General features: G+C 71.0%; 17 protein-coding genes and 2 rRNA genes (1 of these 19 running past the window's edge). 9 read left to right on the forward strand and 10 right to left on the reverse strand.

Going from position 1 to position 20,328, the window contains the following annotated elements:
* From HA039_RS18345 to HA039_RS18355, 3 genes are all read left to right on the forward strand, one after another.
* A 23S ribosomal RNA gene (locus tag HA039_RS18345) occupies positions 1-1,418 on the forward strand; it begins 1,706 nt to the left of the window's first position.
* A gap of 81 nt (positions 1,419-1,499) precedes the next feature.
* Positions 1,500-1,616: ribosomal RNA gene (gene rrf, locus HA039_RS18350) — 5S ribosomal RNA — on the forward strand.
* Positions 1,617-1,691: 75 nt separating this feature from the next.
* Positions 1,692-2,252: a GNAT family N-acetyltransferase gene (locus HA039_RS18355; protein ID WP_167030958.1), complete on the forward strand. Its 561-nt coding sequence runs from the start codon at positions 1,692-1,694 to the stop codon at positions 2,250-2,252.
* Between the two features lie 16 nt (positions 2,253-2,268).
* Here the strand turns inward: HA039_RS18355 and HA039_RS18360 are convergent, their stop codons facing one another.
* The 6 genes from HA039_RS18360 to HA039_RS18385 form a co-directional block, all read right to left on the reverse strand.
* On the reverse strand, positions 2,269-3,873 hold the full coding sequence (locus HA039_RS18360) for a type VI secretion protein (RefSeq protein WP_167030961.1): 1,605 nt from the start codon (positions 3,871-3,873) through the stop codon (positions 2,269-2,271).
* A gap of 1 nt (position 3,874) precedes the next feature.
* Entirely contained in the window at positions 3,875-5,320 is a 1,446-nt protein-coding gene (locus HA039_RS18365; RefSeq protein ID WP_167030964.1) for an ATP-binding protein, read from the reverse strand.
* 73 nt (positions 5,321-5,393) lie between these two features.
* Positions 5,394-6,947, reverse strand: coding sequence for an SCO6880 family protein (locus HA039_RS18370; protein WP_167030967.1), 1,554 nt, complete (start codon positions 6,945-6,947; stop codon positions 5,394-5,396).
* Positions 6,944-8,332, reverse strand: a complete 1,389-nt coding sequence (locus HA039_RS33605) for a hypothetical protein (protein WP_208298645.1) — start codon at positions 8,330-8,332, stop codon at positions 6,944-6,946. Before HA039_RS33605 ends, HA039_RS18370 begins: the two co-directional genes overlap by 4 nt.
* Positions 8,322-9,179 carry a DUF8175 domain-containg protein gene (locus HA039_RS18380; RefSeq protein ID WP_167030969.1) on the reverse strand — a complete coding sequence of 286 codons (858 nt, stop codon included), beginning with the start codon at positions 9,177-9,179 and terminating at the stop codon, positions 8,322-8,324. Before HA039_RS18380 ends, HA039_RS33605 begins: the two co-directional genes overlap by 11 nt.
* A gap of 292 nt (positions 9,180-9,471) precedes the next feature.
* Positions 9,472-9,780, reverse strand: a complete 309-nt coding sequence (locus tag HA039_RS18385; protein WP_161312217.1) for a hypothetical protein — start codon at positions 9,778-9,780, stop codon at positions 9,472-9,474.
* Between the two features lie 443 nt (positions 9,781-10,223).
* On the opposite strand from HA039_RS18385, the gene HA039_RS18390 reads away from it, so the two are divergent.
* The 6 genes from HA039_RS18390 to HA039_RS18415 all read left to right on the forward strand — a co-directional run bounded on the left by HA039_RS18390 (position 10,224) and on the right by HA039_RS18415 (position 16,439).
* Positions 10,224-11,039: an SAM-dependent methyltransferase gene (locus HA039_RS18390; protein ID WP_243870159.1), complete on the forward strand. Its 816-nt coding sequence runs from the start codon at positions 10,224-10,226 to the stop codon at positions 11,037-11,039.
* A 257-nt stretch (positions 11,040-11,296) separates the two neighbouring features.
* The gene (locus HA039_RS33610) at positions 11,297-11,812 is read left to right on the forward strand and encodes a hypothetical protein (RefSeq protein WP_208298646.1); all 516 of its coding nucleotides are present in this window, start codon (positions 11,297-11,299) and stop codon (positions 11,810-11,812) included.
* A complete protein-coding gene (locus tag HA039_RS18400) occupies positions 11,809-13,659 on the forward strand; it encodes an alpha/beta hydrolase (protein ID WP_167030972.1) in 1,851 nt (616 codons plus the stop codon). Before HA039_RS33610 ends, HA039_RS18400 begins: the two co-directional genes overlap by 4 nt.
* A 98-nt stretch (positions 13,660-13,757) precedes the next feature.
* The gene (locus HA039_RS18405; RefSeq protein WP_167030975.1) at positions 13,758-14,270 is read left to right on the forward strand and encodes a hypothetical protein; all 513 of its coding nucleotides are present in this window, start codon (positions 13,758-13,760) and stop codon (positions 14,268-14,270) included.
* Between the two features lie 107 nt (positions 14,271-14,377).
* Positions 14,378-15,352 (forward strand): C40 family peptidase, encoded by a 975-nt coding sequence (locus HA039_RS18410; RefSeq protein ID WP_167037063.1) that lies wholly within the window; start codon positions 14,378-14,380, stop codon positions 15,350-15,352.
* A gap of 358 nt (positions 15,353-15,710) precedes the next feature.
* The gene (locus HA039_RS18415) at positions 15,711-16,439 is read left to right on the forward strand and encodes a phosphatase PAP2 family protein (protein ID WP_167030978.1); all 729 of its coding nucleotides are present in this window, start codon (positions 15,711-15,713) and stop codon (positions 16,437-16,439) included.
* A 25-nt stretch (positions 16,440-16,464) separates the two neighbouring features.
* Here the strand turns inward: HA039_RS18415 and HA039_RS18420 are convergent, their stop codons facing one another.
* The 4 genes from HA039_RS18420 to HA039_RS18435 form a co-directional block, all read right to left on the reverse strand.
* The gene (locus HA039_RS18420; RefSeq protein WP_167030981.1) at positions 16,465-17,097 is read right to left on the reverse strand and encodes a sortase domain-containing protein; all 633 of its coding nucleotides are present in this window, start codon (positions 17,095-17,097) and stop codon (positions 16,465-16,467) included.
* Between the two features lie 47 nt (positions 17,098-17,144).
* A complete protein-coding gene (locus HA039_RS18425; protein WP_167030984.1) occupies positions 17,145-18,191 on the reverse strand; it encodes a COG4315 family predicted lipoprotein in 1,047 nt (348 codons plus the stop codon).
* Between the two features lie 122 nt (positions 18,192-18,313).
* Entirely contained in the window at positions 18,314-19,930 is a 1,617-nt protein-coding gene (locus HA039_RS18430; protein ID WP_167030987.1) for an FAD-binding oxidoreductase, read from the reverse strand.
* A 191-nt stretch (positions 19,931-20,121) separates the two neighbouring features.
* The gene (locus HA039_RS18435; protein ID WP_167030990.1) at positions 20,122-20,292 is read right to left on the reverse strand and encodes a hypothetical protein; all 171 of its coding nucleotides are present in this window, start codon (positions 20,290-20,292) and stop codon (positions 20,122-20,124) included.
* Between the last annotated feature and the right edge of the window lie 36 nt (positions 20,293-20,328).

Here is a 20,328-nt window from a genome sequence, read left to right on the forward strand (position 1 = left end):
ATAGGCAAATCCGTCACACATTGAGTCTGAGACCTGATGCCGAGCCGATTGTGGTGAAGTGGATGATCCTATGCTGTCGAGAAAAGCCTCTAGCGAGTTTCATGGCGGCCCGTACCCTAAACCGACTCAGGTGGTCAGGTAGAGAATACCGAGGCGTTCGGGTGAACTATGGTTAAGGAACTCGGCAAAATGCCCCCGTAACTTCGGGAGAAGGGGGGCCATCTTAGGTGATCACTCTTGCAGTGTGAGCTTGGGGTGGCCGCAGAGACCAGCGAGAAGCGACTGTTTACTAAAAACACAGGTCCGTGCGAAGCCGTAAGGCGATGTATACGGACTGACGCCTGCCCGGTGCTGGAACGTTAAGGGGACCGGTTAGTCACATTTCGGTGTGGCGAAGCTGAGAACTTAAGCGCCAGTAAACGGCGGTGGTAACTATAACCATCCTAAGGTAGCGAAATTCCTTGTCGGGTAAGTTCCGACCTGCACGAATGGCGTAACGACTTCTCGACTGTCTCAACCATAGGCCCGGTGAAATTGCACTACGAGTAAAGATGCTCGTTTCGCGCAGCAGGACGGAAAGACCCCGGGACCTTTACTATAGTTTGATATTGGTGTTCGGTTCGGCTTGTGTAGGATAGGTGGGAGACTGTGAAGCTTGGACGCCAGTTCAGGTGGAGTCGTCGTTGAAATACCACTCTGGTCGTGCTGGATGTCTAACCTGGGTCCGTGATCCGGATCAGGGACAGTGTCTGATGGGTAGTTTAACTGGGGCGGTTGCCTCCTAAAGAGTAACGGAGGCGCCCAAAGGTTCCCTCAGCCTGGTTGGTAATCAGGTGTTGAGTGTAAGTGCACAAGGGAGCTTGACTGTGAGACCGACGGGTCGAGCAGGGACGAAAGTCGGGACTAGTGATCCGGCGGTGGCTTGTGGAAGCGCCGTCGCTCAACGGATAAAAGGTACCCCGGGGATAACAGGCTGATCTTCCCCAAGAGTCCATATCGACGGGATGGTTTGGCACCTCGATGTCGGCTCGTCGCATCCTGGGGCTGGAGTCGGTCCCAAGGGTTGGGCTGTTCGCCCATTAAAGCGGTACGCGAGCTGGGTTTAGAACGTCGTGAGACAGTTCGGTCCCTATCCGCTGTGCGCGTAGGAGTTTTGAGAAGGGCTGTCCCTAGTACGAGAGGACCGGGACGGACGAACCTCTGGTGTGCCAGTTGTTCTGCCAAGGGCATGGCTGGTTGGCTACGTTCGGGAGGGATAACCGCTGAAAGCATCTAAGCGGGAAGCCTGCTTCGAGATGAGAACTCCCACCCCCATGAGGGGTTAAGGCTCCCAGTAGACGACTGGGTTGATAGGCCAGATGTGGAAGACCGGTAACGGTTGAAGCTGACTGGTACTAATAGGCCGAGGGCTTGTCCTCAGTTGCTCGCGTCCACTGTGTTAGTTCTGAAGTAACGAAGAGCCGTGTTGTCATCCAGCTTTTCTGTTGTCTTCATAGTGTTTCGGTGGTCATTGCGCGAGGGAAACGCCCGGTTACATTCCGAACCCGGAAGCTAAGCCTCGTAGCGCCGATGGTACTGCAGGGGGGACCCTGTGGGAGAGTAGGACGCCGCCGAACAATCTTTGATCGTGAGAATGCCCTGTACCTTTTGGTACAGGGCATTCTTGCGTTCCGGGCCAATATGATCGGTGCATGAACGACGTGATACGAGCGGTACGGGCCGACGAATGGGCCGAGGTCAGGGAACTGCGGCTGGTCGCGCTCCAGGATCCTGCGGCGTCGATCGCCTTCCTGGACACGTACGAGGAGGCCTCTCAGCGCCCCGACTCCTTCTGGCAGGAGCGCGCGGCGGGAGTGGTCGCGGGGAGCGGGGCCCAGATGTTCGTCGCCGAGGCGCCTGACGGATCCTGGTCGGGGAATGTGGCGCTGCTGGTCGAGCCCGCCGGCACGGCCGATTTCCACGGCACCGCCATCGAGCGGGCCCAGGGGCACCTCGTCGGGGTCTTCGTGCGTCCCGGGCAGCGCGGCGGCGGGCTCATCGACGGGCTGGTCGAAGCGGCGCTCGACTGGGCCTGGGCACTGGAGGAACCGCGGCTGGAACGCGTCAGGCTCCATGTCCACGAGAGCAACAGCCGGGCGCGTGCGGTGTACCGGCGGCTGGGCTTCGAACCGACCGGCGTGCTGGTGCCGTTCGCGCCCGATCCGTCCGCGAAGGAGCTGGAGATGGCGGTGGGCCGTCCCGCCGCCGGCTGACGCCGGCGCCGTACGGTCAGGCGGGAAGGTCCTGGTGCGGCCAGCGGTCCCGCGCCTGTTCCCTGGAGCGCAGGAGCGCGAGCGTCGGCAGGCCCCGGTCCTGGCCCGTGGAGAGCAGCTCGGGCAGCAGTGGCAGGGGCGCGACCGCCGCCACGTCGTCCAGGACCAGCGACATTGGTGGGTCGAGCCGACCGTCAGATGACCGTGCGGCCATGCGGCGGCCGTGCTCGACCACGTGTGTGGTGAGTGCGGTGAGCAGAGGCATCGCGCCCGGGCGGGAGCGGGGGTCCTCGATGGGCTCACCCACCACGTAGAGCGTGCCCCCCTCGTCGGCGAAGGAATCCAACGTGAGGGAATCGGTTCGGTTGGGTGTGCAGGCCTCGCGGATGTGGACCGAGGAGAGGGCCGCGAGCGTACGGGCCGTCAGCTGCTGGGCCATCTCGCGGCGTTCGGGGTGCGAGGTGAGGGCGGACTCCAGCAGTCCCGCGAGGCCGGAAGCCGCTTTGGGGTGCGTACGGAGGATGCGTACGGCCTCGTGGGCGCCGGTGCCCTGGGCCCAGCGGTGCACCTGCTTGAACGGCCGGTTGTCCACGGCCGCGGCGTGCAGCCAGCAGCGCAGGAGGGTCTCGGCGGTGTCCGCCATGGCGGTGTCGAGGAGGGCGCGGGGGCGGACGGGGGCGAGGAGGGCGGCCGCGCGGGCGGTGGCGGTGTCGGCGTTCTCGCAGCCGGCCGCCGGGGACCAGTGGAGGCGGGCCGGGGTGTCGCAGACGTGGCCGGGGTCGTAGACGAGGACGGGGCCGAGCTTGGCGCGCGCGTCCTTGGTCTCGGCCCAGACGTTGGGGTCGGAGGTGACCACGAGCGCGGGGCCCTCGGCGTCGAGGACGGCCTGGACGGCGGTGGGGCGGCGGGTGCGGGAGGTGCCGTACACGACCCGCGGTGATGTGCCGGGCACGGGGACAGGGACGGACAGGGACCCCGGCGCGGGCACCGGTACGGACCCTGAGGTGGGAGCAGGCACCGATTCCGTCGGCGTGAGCGGGCGCGTGTCCTCGACCGCCTGCGCGGGTGGTTGGGGGTGATGGGCCCCGGCGGGGCCGTACATCGCCGCTACAGGCGCTTCCGCGTTCCTGCCCGGCCCGTACGGCGCCCCGTTCCCGGGGAGCGGCTGGTGCGGCAGCGGGGGGTGTTCGCGCCCCTGTGCCGCCGCGGTCTGCGCCGCCTCCCGCTCGTACCGCAGCTGTTCGCGGCGCCGGGACCGTACCGCCCGCCAGCGGGTCACGACGCCCAGCACGAACACCGTCAGGACGGTCAGGACCATCAGCTGGCTGATCAACAGGCCCCAGAACAGCCCGTATCCGGAGAGCTGGCCCGGCGGGGTGTCGGGCCAGGCCGCCGGCAGGTCGTGCGGCGCGGTCGCCAACTGCCGTAGGGCCAGGGGCGTACGGGCGAAGGTGACGTGGTCCGGCCAGCCGCCGTGGGCGAACAGCCCGGCGAAGCCGGTCGCCGACCAGGTCAGCAGCGAGAAGCCGAGCAGGAAGGCCAGCAGGCCCACCAACAGCCCGTCGGGGACGCCTCCTTGGCGGCCGCCCCCCTGCCTGTCCTGGCCCTGGTGGCGCTCCATGTCACGCCACCGTCGACTCGGAGGACTCGTTCAACCGCCGTTGCCGCTCCAGGAGTGCCGCGCGCTGTTCCGCCTCCCAGTCCGCGGCCCGTACGTCCTCGGGCAGTCCGGCCGCCTCCAGGGCGTCGGCGGCGTCCGAGGCCTGGGAGTTCTCCGTCATCGCGCGGTCGGTGAAGACGAGGGGCCGTTCGGCCTCCGTCACCAGGTGCTTGACGACCTGGACGTTGCCGTTCACGTCCCAGACCGCGATGCCGGGGGTGAGGGTGGGGATGATCTCCACCGCCCACCGCGGCAGTCCGAGGACCCGGCCCGTCGCTCTCGCCTCGTCGGCCTTCTGTGCGTAGATCGTGCGGGTGGAGGCCATCTTGAGGATGGCGGCCGCCTCGCGGGCCGCCGCGCCGTCCACGACGTCCGAGAGGTGGTGGACCACCGCCACGAACGACAGGCCGAGCCGGCGGCCGAACTTCAGGAGGCGCTGGAACAGCTGAGCCACGAAGGGCGAGTTGATGATGTGCCAGGCCTCCTCGACCAGGAAGATGCGCTTCCTGCGGTCGGGGCGGATCCAGGTGTGCTCCAGCCAGACGCCGACGATCGCCATCAGGATGGGCATGGCGATCGAGTTGCGGTCGATGTGCGAGAGGTCGAAGACGATCAGGGGCGCGTCGAGGTCGATGCCGATGGACGTCGGGCCGTCGAACATGCCGCGCAGGTCACCGTCGACCAGCCGGTCGAGGACCAGGGCGACGTCCAGGCCCCAGGCCCGTACGTCGTCTATGTCGACGTTCATCGCCTCCGCCGACTCCGGTTCGGGGTGGCGCAGCTGCTCGACGATGTCCATCAGGACGGGCTGGCGGTCGGTGATCGTCTCGTTGACGTAGGCGTGGGCGACCTTGAGGGCGAAGCCGGAGCGTTCGTCCAGGCCGTGGCCCATGGCGACTTCGATGATCGTGCGGAGCAGGGCGAGCTGCCCGGTCGTGGTGATGGCCGGGTCGAGCGGGTTGAGGCGGATGCCGTCGTCGAGGGCCGCCATCGCGTCAAGACGGATGGGGGTTATGCCCAGCTCCTGGGCGATGAGGTTCCATTCGCCGGCGCCGTCCTCGCCCTGGGCGTCGAGGACGACGACCTGGCGGTCGCGGAAGCGCAGCTGGCGCAGGACGTACGTCTTCTCCAGGGCGGACTTGCCGTTGCCGGACTCGCCGAGGACCAGCCAGTGGGGGGCGGGGAGCTGTTGCCCGTACAGCTGGAAGGGGTCGTAGATGTAGCCCTTGCCGCTGTAGACCTCGCGGCCGATGATCACGCCGGAGTCGCCGAGGCCGGGGGCGGCGGTGGGCAGGTAGACGGCCTGGGCCTGGCCCGTCGAGGTGCGGACCGGCAAGCGGGTCGTCTCCACCGCCCCGAAGAGGAAACTGGTGAAGGCTTCCGTGAGGATGGACAGCGGATCTCGCACCACAGGCCCCTTTCTGTTCGGCGGCTACGGGCTTACGGGTGGTACGGCGGGAGGGCTTGCGGCCCGGCGCCGGTCAGCGGCGGATGCCGGTCGCGAACGGGAGGGTGTTCACGAAGGCACGGTGGTGCTCGCGGTCGCACCACTCCAGCTTGAGGTACGACTTGCCGGCCGAGGCCCTGATGGTCCGCTTGTCCCTGGCCAGGGCCTCGGGCGACCTGGACGACACTGTGATGTACCCGACGAGGTTCACCCCGGCCGCACCGCTGGCGAGATCTTCACCCCGCTGGTCGAGCCGGCCGTGCGCGGCGATGTCGCGCGGGTCGACGGTGCGGTTCATCTTGGCGGCGCGGCTGGCCTCCGCGTCGTCGTTGGTCTTCTCCGTCAGCATCCGCTCGATGGCGATCTCGGTCGGTTCGAGGTCCATGGTCACCGAGACGGTGCGGATGACGTCCGGGGTGTGGACGAGGAGCGGGGCGAGGAAGTTCACGCCGACCGGGGTCATGGGCCATTCCTTCACCCAGGCGGTGGAGTGGCACCAAGGGGCGCGGGTGGAGGACTCGCGGGTCTTGGCCTGGAGGTACGTCGGCTCCATCGCGTCGAGCTCGGCCGGCCAGGCGTTGCGCTTGGTCATGGCCTGGATGTGGTCGATGGGGTGGTCGGGGTCGTACATGGAGTGCACGAGGGAGGCGAGCCGGCCCTGGCCGAGGGGCTGGCGTACCCGGATGTCGGCCTCGGCGAGGCGGGCGCAGATGTCGGTGAGCTCGCGGGCCATGACCACGGCGAGGCCGGCGTCCTTGTCGAGCTTCCTCGTGCCGGAGGCGTGGCGGGCGGCGCGGGCCATGGCCTGGGCCTCGGCGGCCAGTTCGCGGGTGAAGTGCATGCAGGCGACGAGGTAGGCGCGGTGCTGCTCGCTGGAGGTGGAGACCATGGACTGGAGCTGGTCGTACGACTCCTGGAGCCAGCCGGGGGACGCGTGGTCGCCGCGCTGGGCGACGTCCTTGGCGTGGGCGTCGGGGTCGGCGGGGAGCGTACGGGCGAGCATCTGGATGCGGGTGACGAAGCCGTCGCCGTTGGCGACGTGCTTGAGGAGGGTGCCGAAGCGGTCGACGAGGGCTTCCTGGTCCTCGCTGTCGCGCAGGCCGACGCCGGGGCCCTCGATCTCGATGGCGGCGGTGACCGTACGGCGGTCGGCGTGGAGGAGGACGGCGATCTCGTCGGGGCCGAAGGGGGCGGCGAGCCAGTTGATGCGGCCGATGCCGGGGGGCGGGCCGATCTCGACCTCGCGGCCGTCGAGGCTCGTACCGGACTCCATGGCGCCCGAGCGGTAGGTGGTGCCGTTGCGCAGGGTGCGTTTGAAGCTGCGGTTGATCTCGAACCACTTGTAGAACGTACGGTGCTTGTACGGCACGTAGACGGCGGCCAGGGCGATGAGCGGGAAGCCCATGAGCGTCACGATCCGCAGGGACAGGACCGGGACGAGCAGGCCGCACATCATGCCGAGGAACGCGCCGCCGATGATGAGCGCGATCTCGCCTGTCTCGCGGTTCTTGCCGACGATCGCGTTGGGCCGGGCGCGGCCGATGAGATACGTGCGGCGCGGTGCGATCGGGTGGGCCTGGGTCGTCAACGCCCTCCCCCTCCAGTGCTGTTGTTACCGGTATTGCGTGAGCTGTGCGGGGTGCCGGTGGTGGGGCCGCCGGTACGGGGCGGGGGTGCGGCGGAGGGGACATGTCCGCCGCCGCCCCCGCCGCCGCCCCCGCCTCCGCCGCCGCCTCCGGAGGAGGGGCGGGTGCTGTGCGCGGCGACGCCGCCGGAGATGGAGCTCTGCGACCTGCCGCCGCCTCCGCCCCCTCCTCCGCCGCCTTCTCCGTTGTTGCGGCTGCTGTGGGTCTTGATGCCCTGGGAGACGAGGGCGGCGGGGGAGCTGATGGCGGCGGCGGCGCGGGAGCCGTCGGTGGCCTGCTTGCGGCTGTCGCGGGAGGCGGCGATCTCGTCGCCGAAGCCGGGGACGAAGCGGTAGATCATGGCGGACGCGAAGATCGCGAGCAGGATGATCGCCAGGCCGGTGACGACGGCGGAGAAGGAGTCGGGGCCGCTCTCGGAGGAGAGGGCGCCGGCGAGGCTGAGGACGATCACGATGACGGGTTTGACGAGGATGACGGCGATCATGATGCCGGCCCAGCGGCGGACGTGGCCCCACATGTTCTTGTCGACGAGTCCGGCGTAGACGATGACGCCGAGGAGGGCGCCGACGTAGAGCAGGACGGCGCGGATGAACAGCTCCATGAAGAGGACGCCGGCGGCGAGGATCGTCACGAGGGAGACGACGATGAGCATGATGGGGCCGCCGCCGATGTCGGTGCCCTTGGTGAGGGCCTCGGAGAACGAGCCGAAGAACACGTCGGTCTGCTTGCCGGTGCCGGCGGCGATGACCTCGGTGACGCCGTCGGTCGCGGAGACGACGGTGTAGAGGATCAGGGGTGTGAAGGCGGAGGCGAGGACGGCGAGCCAGAGGAAGCCGACGGCCTCGGAGATGGCGGTGGTGAAGGGCACGCCCCGGATGGCGCGTTTGGCGACGGCGAAGAGCCACAGGACGAGCGTGAGGACGCTGGCGGCGGCGAAGACGATGGCGTAGCGGGCGAGGAAGGCCGGGTTGGTGAAGTCGACGTTGGCGGTTTCCTCGACGGCTTGGGAGAGCTTCTCGACGACCCAGGCGGCGGATTCGGCGCAGCCGTGGGCCAGGGAGGAGAGGGGGTCTAGGGCGTCGGCGGGGTTGTTGGGCAGTCCTCCGGAACGGGCGGAGTCGCCGGACTCGCAGTAGCTCTTGGACAGGCCCTTGAGCAGACTGCAATCGACCTTGTCGCTGCTCGGGGAGGGCGTGGGCGTCGGGGTGGGCGCCGCGGTGGCACGCGCGGCGAAGAGGAACAGCGAGGCGGGGACGCCCGCCAGTACGGCGCCGATCCACCGGCCTCGGACGAGGGGGCGGGAGTGGGGTCGGGAGCTACCTGGCATACGTGAAGCCTCCGTACTGCTCGACAGCCTTGCTGATCTCGTCCGCACCGGAGGTCGCGACATCGCCGGGGACAGGGGCCGGCCCGGTCTTCTGGGTGTCGGTCACGATCTTCCAGTCGTCGCCCTGCCACCGGAGATCGAAGGTTCCGGTCTGCCAGGTCGTCTTGACGGGGTCGGTGGAGCCGGGTCCGGCCATTCCGATCAGGCCCGTGTACCAGACGGAGACCCGGGCGGTGTCGCCGCTGATGCTCTCGACCTTCGTACCCACGGGGATCGCCCGGGAGACGAAGAGACTGTCGGGAGGGGGGTTCCCCTCGGCGTCGAGGCCGAGCCTCTGCAACTCGGCCGGAGCGTAGGCGGGGTCGAGCGCGGTCTTGAGCTTGGTCGCCGACGCGGGCACGTAGATGGCGTCCAGGATGGCGTACCGGCTCACGCGGTTGAACATCCCGTCCGAGCCCAGGGCCACCGCGTAGTTCGTTGCCGCGCTTGCCGCGCCCTGTTCGTCTTTTGCGAAGCCTGACGGGATGGTGCCGTTCTTGCCCGTCACCGGCTTCACGCCCGACGCCGCCGTCGGGTTTCCCGCGCCGTCGGGGGCGTTCGCGCCGGTGGCCGGGTCGTCGTTGCCGCCGCGGTTCGCGAAGGCGATGGCGGCGAGCAGGAGGACCACGACGCCCACCACCATGATGAGGGAGCGGGAACCGCGCGCGGGGCGTCTGCCGCCGCCGTACCCGTCGCCGCCGCGTGCGTCGGGCAGCCGGGTGCGGGTCTGGCCCGTACCGCCGAAGCCGTCGTCGTTACGGGCGGGACGCGCGGGGTCGCCGTAACCGTGCTCGTCACCGAAGCTCATGCCGCGAAAGCCCCCTCAGCCGTGCGCGGGTCCGCGTGGTCCGCGTAGTACGACGGTAGCCGTGCTGGTTCCCGCGCGGGCGCGGTGTGGTGACTCGACATCAGGGAGACGCAACCTCAGCCGGTGGGTGCGACGGACGGGTGGTGTTGAGGGCGTACCGGGCGCGCGCCCGGGTACGGACCGGGAGGGAAGGGCGGGAACAGGTCCGTCGGAACGGCCGAACGGGTGGGACCGAGCGCGCTCGGCCGTCCGGGTCGGCCGGCGGGAGCGCCGGCCGGGACAACGGCCGGGATCAGACGGCCATCCCGTACACGATCGTGAAGAGCGTGCCCAGCGACCCGATGATGAAGACGCCGGTCAACCCCGCGACGATCAGGCCCTTGCCCTGTTCCGCGCTGAACGTGTCCCTGAGCGCCGTCGCCCCGATGCGCTGCTTGGCCGCGCCCCAGATCGCGATGCCGAGACAGAGCAGGATGGCCACCGCCATCACGACCTCGATCATCACCCGGGCCTCGTTCCCGAGTGTCCCGAAGGGTCCCCAGTCGGGGGCGATACCACCGATGATGGTGGTGATGTCGCCCTTTTCAGCCGCCAGGTACATGTAAGTCACCGCCCCTGTTGGGTTGTTCGGCGCCCGGGCCCCATGGCACGGGTCACGCTCTATCTTCGCTGATGGAACCGCCCTCGTATGCCGGTTGGCGGCTCTCTTTACCCGATGCCCGCACATATGACCGGTCCGGGTCGCCTGACCTGGACCGGACCGGTTGTGCGCGTATGCATTTGGTTACTCTGTGTATCACGGGGCGTGACTCCGGGCAATGACTGTCGTTGGTACACCTTTGCGGGACGCGGGGCCGTGAAAGGCCTGTGCGGGAGCTGTGGGGAGATGCGGGGAGCTGAGGCGGGCTCAGGGCTGTTGCGCGGGCACCCGGTTGGACTAGGAAGACCTGTGTGACCCAAGACGAATCGCGCACCGACGCCGGCTCCTCCCTGTCCGCCTCCGACGGCGACTCCTCCTCGGCGTCGCTCGCCGACACCCAGCGAATTCTGGCCAGGATCGACACGACCCGGCCCCATACCGCCCGTATCTGGAACTACTGGACCGGCGGCAAGGACAACTACATCGTCGACCGTGAGGCCGGCGACCAGATCAGGAAGCTGCACCCGGGCATCGGGGACTACGCGCTGGCGGACCGCCAGTTCCTCGGGCGTTCCGTCGAACATCTGACCAGGGACGTGGGCATCAGGCAGTTCCTGGACGTCGGCACCGGCCTGCCGAGCGCCGACAACACCCACGAGGTCGCCCAGCGCGTGGCCCCGGAGTCCCGGATCGTGTACGTCGACAACGACCCGCTCGTCCTCGCCCACGCGCGGGCGCTGCTGACCAGCTCGCCGGAAGGGCGGACGGACTACCTCGACGCCGATCTCCGGGACGTCGACGCCATCCTGGAGCGCGCCGCGCGGACCCTCGACTTCAGCGAGCCCGTCGCGCTGATGCTGCTGGGCGTCGTCATCTTCATCGAGGACGACGAGGAGTCGTACGGCCTGGTGCGCCGCCTCATGGACGCGCTGCCCGCCGGGAGCCACCTGGTGCTGTCCCACACCATCACGAGCCCGTCGATGCCGGACGTGGACAAGGCGGTCGCCTTCTGGAACGAGAACGGCACGCCCCGGCTGACGCAGCGCACGCCCGAGCAGCTGCTGCGGTACTTCGACGGGCTGGAGATGCTGGAGCCGGGAGTGGTGTCGTGCTCGCGGTGGCGGCCGGTGGCGGGGGCTGCGGGCGGGGCCGGGGCCGGTGCGGGTGACGGGCTGCCGGACGAGGTGGCGATGTTCGGGGGAGTGGGGCGGAAGGGGTAGGCGCGCGCGTCGCCTTCTTGGCGCTGCTTGTTCCGTACGGGTGAACTTGGCCGGGCTGTCGGGGTGTCCGTCCGCCCGGCCGATGCCCGTGCCCGCAGGCGCCTCCGCCGTACGTACGGGTCCCCCGCCGCCGTCCTGACGGGCGGTTGCCCCGCGTCCCGCTTTGGGAAAGTGCCGTCGATATCCCTCGATATCCGCCTGCTTCCCGGACCTGGGGCGGGCGCGGGAAGCGGCACTGCGGGACAGGGGCGAGCGGGATGGCGGGGACGGCGGGGGCTGGTGGGGGTGCGGGCGTCGGCGGGGGCGTCGGGGTCGGCGGGGGTGCTGGTGCTGGCGGGGGCGCCGGTAGCGGTGGTGCGGCGGATGTACGGCACAGCGCGGGGCCCTGGAGCAGGGCGGCGGGCGCGGCCGAGGCGCTGCGTACGCACCTGGGGCAGGTCCGCCCGGAACTCGCCTCGGCGCACGCGGGGTTGGCGGGCGGTACGGAGGGGCTGGCGGTCGCGGAGGTGCTGCGGACGGTCCGTACCTCGTGGGAGCGGCGGATCGACGCGGCAGCGGGGGAGTGCGGGAGCCTCGCGGGGAGCTTGCGGGCGGTCGCGAAGGACCTGGGCGAGAGCGATACGGCGGTGAGGTCGGCGCTCGCGCGGGTGGGGGCGGGGACGGGCGCGGGCCCGGGAGCGGAGGCGGGTCCGGGCTTCGGCTCGGGACTCGGCTCGGGACTCGGTGGGGGGTCCGGCCCAGCTCTTGGTCCCGCTGTCGGTGGTGGTCGGTGAGTGGGGGGCTGACCTGGGGGCAGTTACGGGCCGTGCGGTGTTCCGGGTGGGAGGACGCCGCCGACGGCTGGGGGCGGGCGAGCAATCGTGCCGACGCGGCGCGCGACAGGATCGACCGCCAACTGCTCCCCGGCATCGAGGACTCACAGCGGGGCGAGGCGGCGCGGGCGGCGGTCGTACGGCTGCGGGACCTGAGCCGGGACTTCCAGTACGTCTACGCCGAGTGCGGCCTTGTCCGGACGACGCTCAACAGCCTGGCCCACGAACTGCGCGCTTCGCAGGGGGCGTTGCGGGAGGCGTTGGAGGACGCGCGGGCGCTGGGGTTCACGGTGCACCCGGACGGCGGGGTGAGCTTTCCCCCGGCGGGCGAGAGCTGGACGACGGGCAGGCCGTTGCCGGGCGGGCGGATCGCGGGGAGCGGGGCGGAGCCGGTCCCGGTGGTGCCGGCGGCGTACGGGAACGTGAACCCGAACGAGGCGAAGGCCCAGGACGTCGTGGACCGCATCGCGCGGGCGCTGCGGGAGGCGCGGGGCATCGACGAGCGGTACGCGGCCACGCTGCGCAGGCTGACGGCGCCCGAGGGCGTCAAGGTCTCGGGGGCGATGTGGACGGACGCGTACGGCGACGCGACGGCGGTACGGGGCGCCGCGGACGGCTACCTCCGGGACGCGATCCCGCTGGACGCGTCGCCGGCGGAACGCAAGGCGTGGTGGGACGGCCTGACGCGGGAGCGGCAGGAGGAGTACCTGGCGGTCTACCCGGACGTGATCGGGAACCTGGACGGGATCCCGGCGGTGGTGCGGGACGCGGCGAACCGGGACAACCTGCGGTTGCTGATCGGGAAGTTGGAGGGGGTGGAGGGGGAGGGGGTGGGGGCTCGGTTGGCGGGGTTGCGGGAGATCGAGCGGCAGTTGCGGTTTCCCGATCCCGATCGGCCCCCGATGTATTTGCTCGGCATCGGCGACGAGGGGAACGGCCGGGCCGTCGTCGCGTACGGGAATCCGGACACGGCGCGGAACGTGTCGGCGTATGTGCCGGGACTCGGGGCCGCGTTGGACGAGGATTTCGCGACGAACGATCTGCGGCGTGCGGCGGACACGGCCTTGGCGGCCCGCGAGTACGACTCGTCGAGCGCGGCGATCGTATGGCTCGGCTATGACGCGCCGCAGTTGTCCGGGGACGACATCGCGGGGAACACGGACGTCATGTTCGCCGACCGGGCGGAGGCCGGGGCCGTCGCGTACAACTCGTTCATGGCCGGTGTCTCGGCGACGAACGAACACGAGAATCCGCACGTGACCGCGATCGGCCATTCGTACGGTTCGCTGACCGTGGGACAGGCCGCGCAGCGGCCGGGAGGGGTGCCGGGCGCCGAGGACATCGTGCTGCTCGGCAGCCCCGGGACCGGTGCGCGGTCCGCCGACGAGCTGGGTGTGGGCAGGGACCACGTGTACGTCGGCGCGGCCGAGAACGACCCGGTGACGGCCATGCCCGCCAAGATCGAGGCGCGCGGGATGGCGACGGGGGCGATGAGCGGGGCCGTCGTGGGCGGGGCGGTGGGTGGCCCGGTGGGGGCGGTGGTCGGGGGCGTCGGGGGTGGTGCGGCGGCGTACTTCGCGCAGGACGCCCAGGCGGACGACCGGGAGATCTGGTACGGCACGGACCCGGCCCACGAGGCGTTCGGCGCGCGGCGGTTCCGGGTGGCGGACGGGCCGCGGCCGATCGCGGACATGGGCGGAGTGGACGCGCATACGCGGTACTTCAACGACGGGGAGGAGTCGGCCCAGAACATCGCGAAGGTGGTTGCGGGTCAAGGTCACAAGATCAGTGTTCAGGAGCCCCGGTGAAATCTGTGCGTCTATGGACGACATTACTTCTGGCCGTCGTCACGGCCGGATGCGGTTCTTCGGCGGAGGACCGCAAGCCCGAAAGGAAACCGTCCGACGTGAACATGCGGCAAGCGGCCGAGAAGGCCGATGCGGTGATGCAGCAGACGTTGTCCGATGTCACGCCGCGACTGCGGTGGAATCATGGGCCGTCGAACGACCACATCTGCGCGGACTTCAAGTACGACGCGACCGGTACGGGCAGGGTGCGGCGTCGGATCGCGATCATGACCGTGGTCTCCGCGGAGCGGCGGGGAAGTCTGCTCGGTGTGGTGGAGCGCAGCTGGAAAGCGCGCGGATACCGGATCACGAGCGTCGACACCGACCCCGACCTCCCCGCGATCTTCGCCTCCACCCCCGACAACTTCCAGATGCGCGTCGCCGTCGGGAACGCCGGGCAGTTCTTCCTCTCCATCACCACCCCCTGCTTCCCCGAATCCCCCGTCCCCGCCCCGGCCCCCGTGCCGAACACGCCGCACCGCGCCGGGGGCTACCCCCAGCCCCCCGACATCCACGACCACTTCTGGTCATCCCGAGATCCTCTTCCGGCCCCTTCGCCGTCCACCCCCTGATCCGGCCCCTCCCCGCCTACACTGGTCCGGACAGCGGCCCTGACGCGAAGGGTGTTTTGACGGTGCGTAAGGCATGGCTCGTCGCGTCGGCCGTCGGGGGGTCCGGGATGGCCTTCGTCGCGTTGGTCGTCGTCGGGACCTACTCCGCCGCCGCCGGGCTCGCCGGGGGGAAGGGTGGGGCTGTCGGGCTCGCCAAGGGGGCCGTGCCCGCCGCGTACAAGCCGCTCGTCGAGCAGTGGGGCAACCTCTGCCCCGCCATCAATCCCGCCCTCCTCGCCGCGCAGCTCTACCAGGAGAGCGGCTGGAACCCGTCCGCCCAGAGTCCGGCCGACGCCCGGGGCATCGGGCAGTTCATCCCCGGTACGTGGGCCGCGCACGGCATCGACGGGGACAAGGACGGGGATCGGGACATCTGGGACCCGAAGGACGCGATTCCGTCCGCCGCCTCGTACGACTGTGAATTGGCCGAATACGTCAAGGACGTGCCCGGCGACGCGACCAACAACATGCTTGCCTCGTACAACGCGGGCGCGTACGCCGTCATCCGGTACAAGGGCGTGCCGCCGTACCGGGAGACGCAGAACTACGTCAAGATCATCCGGACTCTGGAGAAGAGCTTCGCGGCGCCCGTGGGGCGGGTCGCGCCGTCCCGGCAGGCCGCCGCGGCGATCTACTTCGCCCAGCAGAAGCTGGGTACGCCCTACCTCTGGGGCGGGAACGGGACGGCCGCCCAGGGAGGGCGCTTCGACTGCTCCGGGTTGACGCAGGCCGCGTACCGGACGGTCGGGATCGAGCTGCCGCGGGTGGCCAACGACCAGTACAACGCGGGGGAGCACCCCGCCCGCAACGAGCTGCTCCCCGGGGATCTGGTCTTCTTCTCCGAGGATCTGACCAACTCGCGGGCCATTCACCACGTCGGGCTGTACGTCGGCGGCGGTTACATGATCAACGCGCCGTACACCGGGGCCGTGATCCGGTTCGACAAGATCGACAAGCCCGACTACTTCGGCGCGACCCGGGTCACCGAGGACGGCGCCAAGTCCCTGCCCCTCGATCTGCCGCCCGACCGACCCTCCGTCTGAGGGGCGGGTTCCGCGGCGGACGAGGGGGACGGTCCGGGGGAGCCGAGGACGTTCCGGCGGTCCCGGCGGAATGCCCCGCAGGGCCATTCGGCGGTCGCCGAATGGCCGGAACTATCCGTCCCGTCACCCTCCTGAACTGCGACGACGTGTCACTCTTCGATAACGTCATGGTGATCGTTCGGTGGAGAGTGGAACGTACTGCCTGCACAGGCCGTTCCATGGGCGACAGCTGCGCAGTTGATCACGCAGCATGTTCCTTACCGACCACGGGGACCGACCACGGAGGTCGGTGGAGTCGGCGCGCGGTCTGGCGCGCCGCGGCAGGTATCACGGCGAACAAGGCAAGGGGCCGCAGCAGATGGCTGGACTCGTACTGGATGGGTCGAACCCAGACGTCAGCCTGCTCTACGACATCAACGGACTGGCCAAGGACGCCCCGTCGTGGTTCGACCGCGTCATGGAGTTCGTCGGCGAGTACGGGATCATGCTCGCCCTCGTCCTGGTGGTCGTCGCCTGCTGGTGGAGCGTCCGCAAGCGCGGCTCCGCCGAGGACTCGGTGACCGCGGTCGCCGGGCTGGTCTGGGCGCCGCTCGCGGCCGGCTTCGCGCTGCTCGTCAACATCCCGATCCGGGGGTTCGTCGAACGGCCGCGCCCGTTCCTCGACCACAAGGGCCTGGACGTCCTGGTCGCCGGCAAGACCGACTACTCGTTCGTCAGCGACCACGCCACCATGGCGATGGCCATCGGCGCGGCCGTCTTCGTCGCCCACCGGGGCTTCGGGTTCGCCGCGCTCGGCCTCGCGCTGCTCGAAGGCTTCTGCCGGGTCTACATGGGGGTCCACTACCCCACGGACGTCATCGGCGGTTTCGCGCTCGGTACGGCTGTCGCGCTCCTGCTCACCCCCCTCGCCCTCGCGCTGCTGACCCCGCTCCTGTCGGCGGTCTCGCGCTCCCGGCACGTCGGTTGGGTGGTACGGGCGCGCTCCGCGCGGGAGGCCGACCTGATCTCCGGCGCGGGCACCGTCGGCGGGACCCGGCCGCTCGGGATGCCCGAGCCGCGGCCCGACGACAACAACCTGGCGGCCTGACGCCCAGGTCTTCGGCCCACGGGGGTCAGCGCGCCGCCACCGCGCTGACCACCACGTTCGAGTCCCAGTGGCCGTTCGCGTCGATGACGCCCCCGCAGGTGATCAGCCGCAGCTCGGGGCCCGGCACCGGGCCGTAGACGCGGGCGGTCGGGAACTTCGCCGTCCGGTACGTGTCCACCGCCGTCACCCGGAACCGCACCCGCCGCCCGTCGCCCAACTCCGCCTCCACCCGGTCTCCGGCGCGCAGCCGCCCCAGCTTGGCGAAGACGGCGTTACGGATGTTGTCGCGGCCGTTGCGTACCGGGACGGTCCCGGGGTTCGCCGGGGCGTCCCGGTGGCCCACCAGCACGGCCGGGCCGCGTTCGCCGGGGCGCGGGCCCAGCGCGTACCAGCCGACCTTCATCGCGTGGCGGAAGCTCGGCGCGTCCAGCGTCCTGCCCTCGTCGAGGGAGAGCGGCATGACCGCCGCGCTGACCCGCAGCGCCGGGATGCGCAGCCGTACGGGAGCCGAGTGCGGGTCCGCGACCCGGACCGCGCGCGGTTCCGCGGCCGCCACCGGGGGCCGGCGGGCGGGCGCCTGGCGCGGGGGCAGGACCGTCAGCACGACGGCGGCCACCGCGCCCAGGGCCGCCACCCCGAACAGCACCTTGACCGTCACGTCCGCCGCCCGCCCCGGCGCGGCGGTCCGGCCGGTCCCGTTTCCGGTCAGTGCCGGCCGTCCCTCGACCGGCGCCGGCCGCGCATCACCAGGACCGTGCTCGCGGCGGCGGCCACCAGGGTGGTGCCGACGGCGAGGGACAGCGAGGCCGCCCTCGACGGGCCCTGCGCGGCCGCGGAGTCCACGGGGTGCTGCGCGCCGCCGCGTGCCCCGCCCGACGGGGTGACCTGGAGGGCGCCGACGGACGACGAGGCGGTACGGGTGGTCACCGGGGCGGGCGGGACCACGGCCGGCGCGGTCGTGGCGGGCCGCGCCGGGGCCGCGGTGCGGGAGCGGGTGGCCGGGGGCGGCACGGCCGTCCGGCGCGGGGCCGGGGGCGTGGCGGCCGGCTTGCGGGCCGCCGTCCTCGCCGGCTTCGGCTTCGGCTTCGTCGTGGTGTCCTTCGGCTTGGCCGTCGTGTTCTTCGGCACCGTCAGCGGCGGTCTCGGGTGCGCGGGCGGGGCCGTCCTGGCCGGCGCGGGCACGCGGGACGTCGCGTCCGAGATGACGCCCGTGGACTTCGCCGGGGAGGAGGACCTGCGGGGCTTCGCGGACCCGCTGGGCTTCGCGGTGCGGGCGGGTTTCGCGGTGTGGGTCGGGGAGGTCTTCACCTGGGACAGCGGTCTGCCGTCGCCCGCGATCAGGCTGAAGCCCGGGACGTTCTGGCCCCGCGGCCGGTTGGGCATGTCGTTCTTGAAGTAGTACAGCGGGTGCGTGTTCAGGATGACCTGCGGTTTGTCGCTGCCCGGCGCGTCCTTCTTCGTCTGGGACGTCTGCGCGGTCACGCCCTTGGCCTTCTTCGGGAAGCCGACCGCCGCCGGCCAGGACTTGGTGCACGCGCCCGTGCAGCCCGACACGTCGCGCTTGTCCGCCTCGCGGACGTACAGCGGATTGCCCTTCTTGTCCGCCACCACGTCACCGACCGCCGTCTTGATGAGCGTGAGCTGCCCCGGCTCCGTCGGCTTGTCCACGGCGACGGCGGCGCTCGCGCCGAGCGCGAGGAGGAGAGCGGCGGCCGTGACGAGAGCGGCCGAGCGGGGTCCGTATCGATCCATGGGTACAGGCCACCTCCCTGACGCCCGGTCGGCCACCTCGGTGGTCCGTACGGGCTAGGAGGTGTCCGCCCGGGTGTCCCCGGGGGTACCTGGTGTCCCCGGGCGTCGGGGCGGCGGCGGCCCTACAGCGCCTGCGGGAAGTCGAACAGCCGGTCCGGGTCGTACGTCGCCTTCAGCCGCGTCAGCCTGTCCGCCGCCCCGCCGTAGTAGGCCGAGCGCCAGTCCGTCAGCGTCGGGTCGACGTAGTTCTGGTAGGCCGCGCCCGACGCGTACCGCCGCATCGACGCATGGGTGCTTTTCAGCCACGCCTGCTGGGCCGTGCCGGCGGTCCCCGGCCGCCAGGCCCCGATGTACTGCGCCAGCACCCGCGAACGCCGGTGCACGAACGCCGTCGCGAGCGGGCTCACCCGGTTGACCGCCCCGCCGAGCGCGGTCAGGGCTATGGAACCGCCGCCCCCGCCCTGGGAGGCCGGGATCCTGGTGAAGCGCTCCGTCGCGGAGACCAGGGCCCGCAGGCCGGCCGGGGACAGCGCGCGGTCGTAGAAGTCGGAGGCCGCCGCGTACGTCTCGCGCTGGAGCGCGCCCTGCGTGCTGCGCCCCGGGGTGGTGCCCGGCAGGTGGCACTGCTCCTCGGTGAAGCCCGAGCAGCCCGCGTACACGAGCATCGCCTCCTCGTACCCCCGGCGCCGCGTCGAGAACGAGGTCGCCGGGCCCGGGCCGCCGGGGCCGTCGGCGAGCCGGTCGAGGGCGTTCTTGAGGTCCGACTCGGTGCCGAGGGAGAACGCGGACAGCGAGAGGGTCGGCGTGCCGCCGCCGGGACCCGCGGCCAGGTGGAGGGACGACCAGATCTCGTCGGGCTGGTCGGGGCCCCACTTCTGCCAGGCGTTCAGCAGCGCCTCGGCCTTCGACCACGGCCAGCTCACGAACGCGGCGACGGTCGCGGGCGCCGGGTGCGTACGGAAACGAAGCTCGGTGACCACCCCGAAGTTGCCGTTCCCGGCGCCGCGCAGCGCCCAGAAGAGGTCCTTGTTCTGCGTGGCGTCGGCGGTGAGCCGCCGGCCGGCCGCCGTGATGACCGTGGCGGAGACGAGGCTGTCGCAGGTCAGGCCGTACGCGCGGGCCGCGACGCCGTGCCCGCCGCCGAGCGTGAGGCCGGCGACGCCGACGGTCGGGCAGGAACCGGCGGGGATCGTACGGCCCCGGGCGGCGAGGGTCCGGTAGACGTCCGCGAGCCGGGCGCCGGCGCCGACCACGCCGTCCGAGGCGTGCCGGAGCGAGTCGAGCTTCGAGACGTCGATGACGAGCCGGCCGTTGCCGCTGGACCAGCCCGCGTAGGAGTGGCCGCCGCCGCGGATGGAGACGGGCGTGCGGTGGGTGCGGGCGAAGGCGAGGCATTCCTTGATGTCGTCCTCGCCGGAGACGTAGGCGACGGCCGCGGGCTTCAGGGTGTCGAAGCGGGTGTTGTAGAGCTGGCGCGCGGTCGCGTACGCCGCGTCGCCCGGCCGTACGAGATCCCCGTCGAGCCCCTTGGCCAGCGCGCCCCAGCTGGGCGCGCCGGGGGCGGCGCCCTTGGTGGGCGTGCCCGCCGCGGTGGTGGTCGCGGTGCCGGCGGGCGGCCCGCTCGGGTCCGTACCGGGGCCTTCGGCGCCGGCGGGTGAGGTGCCGCCGCCGGAGCAGGCGGCCGTGACGCCGGCCGTGGCGAGGGCGGCCGCGGCCGTGAGCAGTGTGCGCCGTTCCATCTGACGTCCTCCTGAGGGTGACCCCGGGATCGCGTGGACGGCGTCCCGCTGAACGGGACGGTTGTAGGGGCCACCGGGTTCCGCGACTCCGGTCCGTTTTCCCCCAAGGGGTCAGGTCAATCCGGAGGACGGGGCGATTCGGAGGTCGGCTCGATCGCGGGGGAGGGGCCCGTCGGCGCGCCCGCCGCACGTCAGCCCGGTGTCGCGTGGGTCCGCGCGTCCGTCCTGGCCAGGTCGCGGGAGCGCCGGGCCGGGCCGGACCAGCCGCACGTGCAGCGGGCCAGGCAGAACGAGCCGCGTTCGACGGTGGAGGTGGTGTGGACGGAGGCGGTGGGGGGACCGGAAGAGTCTTGCTCGCACACCCCTCCACCGTACTGGCGTGACGGGGGACGCGGGGC

The organism is Streptomyces liangshanensis, from assembly GCF_011694815.1.
In the GTDB taxonomy this organism is placed as follows: Bacteria; Actinomycetota; Actinomycetes; order Streptomycetales; family Streptomycetaceae; genus Streptomyces; species Streptomyces liangshanensis.